Here is a 6,880-nt window from a genome sequence, read left to right on the forward strand (position 1 = left end):
CATCCTGCTCGACGCGCCCTGCCCGGTGGTGGGCGTCAAGGAACCCGCCTAGCCGGCAACCAGTTCCCCGGCCGCGGTGGGTGAGAACGCATCACGCGATCTCACCCACCGTGGCCGTCTGCGTACCGGCGTCAGATGGACGCAAGGTCGTCAGATCGTGGAAGAAGATCCGTGCGTTGCTGCGTACACCATCCCAGGGGGCGGCGCGGTCGCAGGATCTGTGCGGGAGGCTGCGTCCAGGCGGCGGCGAATAGAACCAGACCAGGTTTCTGCACTTTCCAACGCGCAATAGTCATGCGGGGGACGTCCCGACTCGGAGCGCCGCGTACGGTTCACCGGCAGCGTGGGCATGATCGCGGAGCGTGGCACCGTCCAGGCGGCAGGCGCACCAGCGCAGAACTCTCCCGGCCCGGCTGTTCGCTCGTCTTTCTACATCCCACGCGAGAACGAGAAAGGCAGCGTGCCGCCCGCACCTGGAGGTGGTGCGTGCGGCACGCTGCGGGGAAGGTCCGGCGCGCGGGTGAATGTCGGTTCGGTCCGCGCGGCGGACTGGTTTCAGGCGCCGTTGGTGGCGAAGGCGGTCACGAGCTGCCGGATGCGTAGGGCGCGAGCAAGTTTCGGTCGGTCGCTGCCGTCGGTGACGTGCGCGCCGTCCGCACCGAGACGGGCGATGACGGTCTCGGCCCAGTCGATGTCGTGCGCGGTCGGGGATAGTGCGGTGTTGATCGAGGCGATGTGGTCCGGGCGCAGACACAGCTTGCCGGTCATCCCGGCCGCGACGCCGACCGCGACCCCGGCGAGCAGATCGGTGTCGGTGTCGGCGTGGGTGGTGCCGTCGATGGGCGGTGCGATCCGCTCGGCGCGGCTGGCGACGACCAGACGTGAGCGGGCGTACGCCAACGACACCGGGTCGGCCCCGGCCCCGGTGTCACGGCGGAAGTCGCCGCTGCCGAACGCCAACCGCACGGTGGCGGCGGCCCGGGCGATGGGGCGGGCCTCCTCGAGCCCGAGTGCGGACTCGATCAACGCCACGATCGCAGTGCCGGCGGGCAACCGGTCGGCGGTGGCCTCGACCTGTTCGGCATGCTCGGTCTTGGCCAGCATCACCCCGCCGACGCAACCGGTGTCGGCGAGCATCCGCAGGTCCTCGGCCCAGTGACTGGTGGTGGCGTCGTTGATCCGCACCCAGTCGGTATGGCCGTCACCGAGCCACCGGGCGGTGTGATGCCGGGCGGCGACTTTGTCGCGGTCGGCGACGCCGTCCTCGAGATCGAGAACGAGCACATCGGCGCCGCAGGAGTCTGCGCCGGCGATCACCGCGGGATCGGCGGCGGCCGTGAGCAGCCAGGTCCGCGCGAGCGCGATGCGGGACGGATCGGGGATAGGCATGCGTGCTCAGGAGTCCTTTCGGTAGGTGCTCACGGAACGTCGACGAAGGTGATGCACGACGGCGTGCCGGTGGCGATCGGCTCCCCGCGACGGTCCAGTCGCCCCGTCACGGGATCGAGGGCGAACGCAACGATGCTGTCGCCCTTCTGGTTCGCCACATACAACGTCCCGCCCGCGGGATCGAGGGTCATGAACCGCGGCTGGTGACCCCCCGTGTCGGTCAGGACCGGAGGCGTCAGGGATCCGACCGGGGTGATGCCGAACGAGGCGACCGAATCGTGTCCCCGGTTCGAGACGTGGACGAATCGGCCGTCGCGGCTGATCACGATCGCCGCGGCGGTGGATTCTCCGTCGAAGCCGGCCGGCAACGTCGACACGGACGCGCCGGCGGTGACGGCGGTGGTCTGCTGGTCGTAGCGGTAGACGGTGACCTGCGAGGACAGCTCGTCGACCAGGTAGAACGCCGGCAGATAGGGGTGATAGGCCAGATGCCGCGGTCCGGTTCCCGGCGGCGTGAGCACCGGATCGCCGAGCACCGACAGCGTCCCGGCCGCCACGTCGTAGCCGAGTCGGTGCAGACGGTCGGTGCCCTTGTCCGGGACGATCAGGTGCCGGCCGGTCGGGTCGAACAGCACCTGATGCGGCCCGGGCCCCTTCTGGTCTTCCGGCAGCGGCCCGGGCGTGCCGGTCAGCTGCACCGGTTGCGATCGCTCTCCGAGGGTGCCGTCGGCGGCGCGGGGAAAGACCGCGATCGACCCGGTGGCGTAGTTGGCGACGACCAGCCGGGTCTCGTCGGGGGAGAGGGCCAGGTGCACTCCGTTGGTGCCACCCGTGTCGACGGTGCCGAGTTCGGTGAGATGCCCTGTGCCGCTGTCGATCCGGAAGAAGGTGACGCGGTTGCCGTCGCCTTCGACGGAATAGAGGGTGGCCGCGGCTCGGTCGGTGATCAGATAGGACGGGTTCGGTGTCGTGGGCAGCACCTGCACCGGCTCCCACCGCCCGGACCGATCGACCTGGAACACGGCGATGCCCTGCCCGTGGCCTTCCCTCTTGGCGGTGGTGTAGCAGCCGACGTAGGCGAACATCGCCCGCTCCGGGCCCCCGTCGTCGCTCGATCCGAGCGGCCACGCCCCCGCCGCGCCCATGCCCGCGCCGACGGCGGCCGCCGCCACGGCCACCGCCCCGCCTCCGGCGGCCAGGAACGACCGCCGACTCAGCCGCACGCTGGTCACCGCACCGGCTCCGCGGTGAATCCGACGTCGAGACGATCGGTGTGTTCGACGACCGGGGGGTGCGCGAAGTGTTCACCGACCAGACCGCGCCATCGGGCGAAGTCGTCGGATTCGCGGAACCGGACGGTGTGGTCTTCGAGGGTGTTCCAGTCGACGATCAGGTAGTACCGCTGTGGGTGCTCGGTACTGTGCTGGACCTGCATGCCGCGGCACCCGTGGGCGCGGGCGAACAGGGGGACCGCCTCGGTGAGTGCGGCTTCGAAGGCCTTGTTGTGGCCCTCGTGTATGTCGAGGCGGGCGATCTCCCACACCATGATCGGGTGTCCTTTCGCAGAGCCGGGTGGGCGGGTCAGGTGAGGTTGGTGCCGTGTTCCTCGTCGATGCGGGTGGTCGCACCGGTGGCGACGATGGTCCGGTTCGCGTCCACGGAGGCGTAGGTCCAGAAGATGTGCAGCTCGTCCGTGTCGGAGGCGTTGCGGAAGAAGTGTGGGATGCCGGCGGGGATGAATGAGTTGTCGCCGACGGTGACCGGGTGCTCGATGCCGTCGATGTGCGCGACCGCGGAGCCGCGGATGATGAGCACGGACTCGTCGCAGTTGTGGAAGTGCTCGGGAATCGCGGCACCGGGACCGAACATGGTGATGCCGTTGAGGAAATCCTTGCCACCGACCTGCTGCGAGACCAGCGGGATGGTACGAGCGCCGCCACCGCGCTGGCGCGGGGTGATCTCGGACGAGCGCAACACCGCGGCGTTGCGTCCGTCCCGCAGCTGCGCGGAGACGGCCAAGGCGGTGGGGTCGACGGTGGTGATGTCGGTCATGATAATCGAAACTCCTTGATTACTAGTGTGTTTGGGGCTAGGGGGCTATTCGGAGACCGGGGCCTGGGCACCGGGTTCGTTCATCGCCCACCAGGTGCGGATGTTGACGAATTCGCGGATTCCGGGAGCGGCGAGTTCGCGGCCGTAGCCGGAGCGTTTGGTGCCCCCGAACGGCATCCGGGCGTCGGAGGCGACGACGGAGTTGATGAAGCACGCCCCGGACTCGATGCGCCGGCCGACGGCGATGGCGGCGTCGACGTCGGTGCCCCAGACGCTGGCGCCGAGCCCGAACGGGGTGTCGTTGGCCACCCGTACCGCCTCGTCGGGCCCGTCGACGGTGATGATCGTCGCGACCGGCCCGAAGGTCTCCTCGGCGTAGACCGACATCCCGGGCCGCACGTCACCGAGAACGGTGGGGGCGTAGAAGAACCCGTCGGTGCCCTCGAGCGGGTGCCCGCCGTGCAGGACGGTGGCCCCGGCGGCGACCGCGGACTGAACCTGCCTGTCGATGCCGTCGAGCAGATCCCTGCGGGCCATCGGCCCGACGTCGGTGCCGTCGGTTTCCGGGTCGCCGACCTGCAGCCGGCCGACGTTTTCGACGAACAGGCGGGTGAATTCTTCGGCGACGGCGGCGTCGACGATGAACCGTTTCGGGGAGATGCAGCTCTGCCCGTTGTTGAGGAACCGGCCGCGGGCGGCGAGCGCGGCCACGCGGGGAAGGTCGGCGTCGGCGAGGATCACGAACGGATCGGAGCCGCCGAGTTCGAGGACCGACTTCTTGATCTCCCGGCCGGCGATCGAGCCGACGGCGCTGCCGGCGCGTTCGCTGCCGGTGATGGTCACCGCCCCGATCCGCGGGTCGGCGATCAGTTTCTCGGTGGCGGCGGGCACGTCGGGTTCGGCGATCAGCAGGGTGGTGAACAATCCGGCGGGTAGACCCGCGGCGAGGAGGATGTCCTGGCAAGCCAGGGCGCTGCCGGTGGTGTTGGGGGAGTGCTTGAGCAGGGCGGCGTTGCCGGCCATCAGGGCGGGGGCGGCGAACCGGAACACCTGCCAGAGCGGGAAGTTCCACGGCATGATCGCCAGGACGATCCCGACCGGCTCGTAGGAGACCCAGCTGCGATCGGCGGAGGTGGCGTAGTCCTCGTCGGCGAGGAAGGTGGCGGCGTGGTCGGCGTAGTACTCGAGGCCGATCGCGCACTTGTCGACCTCGGCGCGGGACTCGGCGAGCGGTTTGCCCATCTCCCGGGTCACCAGCCGGGCCAGCTCCTCGGGCCGTTCCCGCAGGACGGTGGCCGCGGCCCGCAGTATTTCGCCGCGGGTCTTGAATTCCTCGGTCGCCCAGTGCTTCTGCGCGGTCGCTGCGGCGTCGACGAGGGCATCGATGCGCTCCGGTGACATCGCCTCGTATGTGTTCAGCGGTTGCCCGGTGGCGGGGTTGATGGTGGTGATGGTGGCAGTCATGGATGGGTCCTTCGGACGGCGGGACGGGTGGTAGCGGCGGGCTCAGGCATGCGCGGTCGCATCGGATTCGCTGAAATGCACCTCGGCGAAGGTGTTGACCTGGCTGCCGGGGACCAGGCATTCGTCCGCGCCGGCCCGCCAGTCGGCGAAGTGTGGGGCCGCCTTGTGCTCGTCGAACGCGTCGGTGTCCCGGTAGAGCTCGTAGAAGAAGAAGTGGTTGGGTTCCTCGGCATGCTCGACGACATCGAAGCGCAGGCATCCCGGTTCGTCCCGCACCGACCGCGCCGCATTGTCGGCGATCACCTCCAGGAACCTCTCCCGCTTTTCGGGCTTGACCTGCACCGACACGATCAGACTGAGCATGGTTCTCCTTTGAACTCTTTCCTGAATCCCCTTAGGTATGTCATAGTGTATACCGAAGCGTATCGAATAGGAACGGGGAACTGACATGAACGACGTCCGCGTGAAGCCCGAGGCTCTGACCGCCTTCGGCTGCGAGGTACTGGAGAAGATCGGTGTGCCTGGCGACGACGCGGCCCTGGTTCTCGACAGCCTGGTGCAGGCCGACCTGTGGGGACACCAGTCCCACGGTGTTCTCCGCCTGCCCTGGTACGCGGCCCGCCTGCAGTCCGGCGCGATGACCACAGTGACCAGGCCGGAAACCCTGGTCGACGGCGGCGCTCTGCTACTGCTCGACGGCCGCGCCGGCATCGGGCAGGTCCTCACCGAAACGGCTCGCCGCAAGGCCGTCACCCGTGCCCGCGAGCACGGCGTCGGGGTGGTCGGAGTACGCAACTCCAACCACTTCGGCACCGCGATGTACTACACCCGGCGCGCCGCCCAGGACGGGTGCGTGTCGATCCTGACCACCAACGCCAGCCCGGCGATGGCGCCGTGGGGCGGTCGCGAAAAGGTCCTCGGCACCAACCCGTGGTCGATCGCCGCCCCGGCCCCCTCCGGTTCGGGCGTCGTGGCCGTCGACATCGCCAACACCGCCGTTGCCCGCGGCAAGATCTACCTCGCCCGCAACCGCGGCGAGGAGATTCCGTCCACCTGGGCGATGGATTCGGCCGGGCGCGTCACCACCGACCCGGCCGCCGCCATCGACGGTGTCATTCTCCCCATGGCCGGGCACAAGGGCTACGCCATCACGTTCATGATGGACATCCTCTCCGGCGCCCTCACCGGAAGCCACACCGGAACCCGCGTCCACGGACCGTACGAGGCTGACAAGGTCAGCGGCGCAGGACATCTGTTCATCGCCATCGACGTCGCCGCCATGGGCTCGACCACCGCCTACCTCGACTCGGTCGGCGAACTCATCGACGAGGTCAAGCACACCCCACTCGCCGAGGGCGCCGAGGAAATCTTCTACCCCGGCGAACTCGAAGACCGCGCCGAGCACCGCAACCTCGACGCCGGCGGCGTCATCCTGCCCGACCAGACCCGCACGGACCTCGAAACCCTCGGCGCCCAGGTCGGGATCACCGCGGACTTCTGACGCACGCGCGATACAGATCGCGGATCGGCCTTGCCATCGGGTGCGACCGCATCAATCCAAGACCGACGCGAGCCGGGGGAGTTCGCGTAGTGCGTTCTCGCGCTCGATCAGGACACGATCGCCGGCACTGAACGTCTCGCTGAGTTCGGGTTGTGGGTCCCCAGAACCTGTGAGGGTGGCCGCGCTGAAGGGCCAGTCGCTGCCGAAGACGATGCGTTCTTTCTGCCCGACCGCGAGGACGCTGCGCATTGCGGAGGGAGCCGGGCTCAGTGCGGTGTCGTAATAGAAGTTGTTGATGTGCTTGGCGACGTCGAGGATCGACGGCTTGGGTGCTCCGGCGGGCCAGATATCGCCGAGAGGAGTTTGTGACGCGATCCCGATCCGGTGGGCGAGGAATGGAAGAGTGCCACCGGCGTGAGCTAGCGGGAGTTTCCTAGATAGCTGTGGCGTCGGTGCGATTAGCGCTGGTGGGAG

At 68.8% G+C, this 6,880-nt stretch carries 8 protein-coding genes; 1 reads left to right on the top strand and 7 read right to left on the bottom strand.

Annotation, left to right across the window (positions count from 1 at the left end; all coding sequences use genetic code 11):
• Positions 1–555 precede the first annotated feature (555 nt).
• Genes P3H15_RS52665 through P3H15_RS52690 form a run of 6 tightly spaced genes read right to left on the bottom strand, consistent with a single transcriptional unit; the run spans position 556 to position 5,268 of the window.
• Complete coding sequence (locus P3H15_RS52665; RefSeq protein ID WP_276144601.1) at positions 556–1,389, bottom strand: CoA ester lyase; 834 nt, start codon at positions 1,387–1,389, stop codon at positions 556–558.
• Between the two features lie 29 nt (positions 1,390–1,418).
• Positions 1,419–2,621 carry a lactonase family protein gene (locus P3H15_RS52670; protein ID WP_276144602.1) on the bottom strand — a complete coding sequence of 401 codons (1,203 nt, stop codon included), beginning with the start codon at positions 2,619–2,621 and terminating at the stop codon, positions 1,419–1,421.
• Positions 2,618–2,935 (bottom strand): antibiotic biosynthesis monooxygenase, encoded by a 318-nt coding sequence (locus P3H15_RS52675; RefSeq protein WP_276144603.1) that lies wholly within the window; start codon positions 2,933–2,935, stop codon positions 2,618–2,620. The genes P3H15_RS52670 and P3H15_RS52675 overlap by 4 nt, the downstream gene beginning before the upstream one ends.
• A gap of 35 nt (positions 2,936–2,970) precedes the next feature.
• Positions 2,971–3,441, bottom strand: coding sequence for a cupin domain-containing protein (locus P3H15_RS52680; protein ID WP_276144604.1), 471 nt, complete (start codon positions 3,439–3,441; stop codon positions 2,971–2,973).
• Between the two features lie 45 nt (positions 3,442–3,486).
• The gene (locus P3H15_RS52685) at positions 3,487–4,905 is read right to left on the bottom strand and encodes an NAD-dependent succinate-semialdehyde dehydrogenase (protein ID WP_276144605.1); all 1,419 of its coding nucleotides are present in this window, start codon (positions 4,903–4,905) and stop codon (positions 3,487–3,489) included.
• A gap of 42 nt (positions 4,906–4,947) precedes the next feature.
• On the bottom strand, positions 4,948–5,268 hold the full coding sequence (locus P3H15_RS52690) for a putative quinol monooxygenase (RefSeq protein WP_276144606.1): 321 nt from the start codon (positions 5,266–5,268) through the stop codon (positions 4,948–4,950).
• A gap of 85 nt (positions 5,269–5,353) precedes the next feature.
• Here P3H15_RS52690 and P3H15_RS52695 point away from each other — a divergent pair, with 85 nt between their 5' ends.
• On the top strand, positions 5,354–6,406 hold the full coding sequence (locus tag P3H15_RS52695; RefSeq protein WP_276144607.1) for an Ldh family oxidoreductase: 1,053 nt from the start codon (positions 5,354–5,356) through the stop codon (positions 6,404–6,406).
• A gap of 51 nt (positions 6,407–6,457) precedes the next feature.
• Here the strand turns inward: P3H15_RS52695 and P3H15_RS52700 are convergent.
• Positions 6,458–6,880: amidohydrolase family protein (locus P3H15_RS52700; RefSeq protein ID WP_276144608.1), on the bottom strand; the 423-nt coding region annotated here is incomplete at its 5' end.

Origin of the sequence: Rhodococcus sp. T2V (assembly GCF_029269925.1) — a bacterium.
In the GTDB taxonomy this organism is placed as follows: Bacteria; Actinomycetota; Actinomycetes; order Mycobacteriales; family Mycobacteriaceae; genus Rhodococcus_F; species Rhodococcus_F koreensis.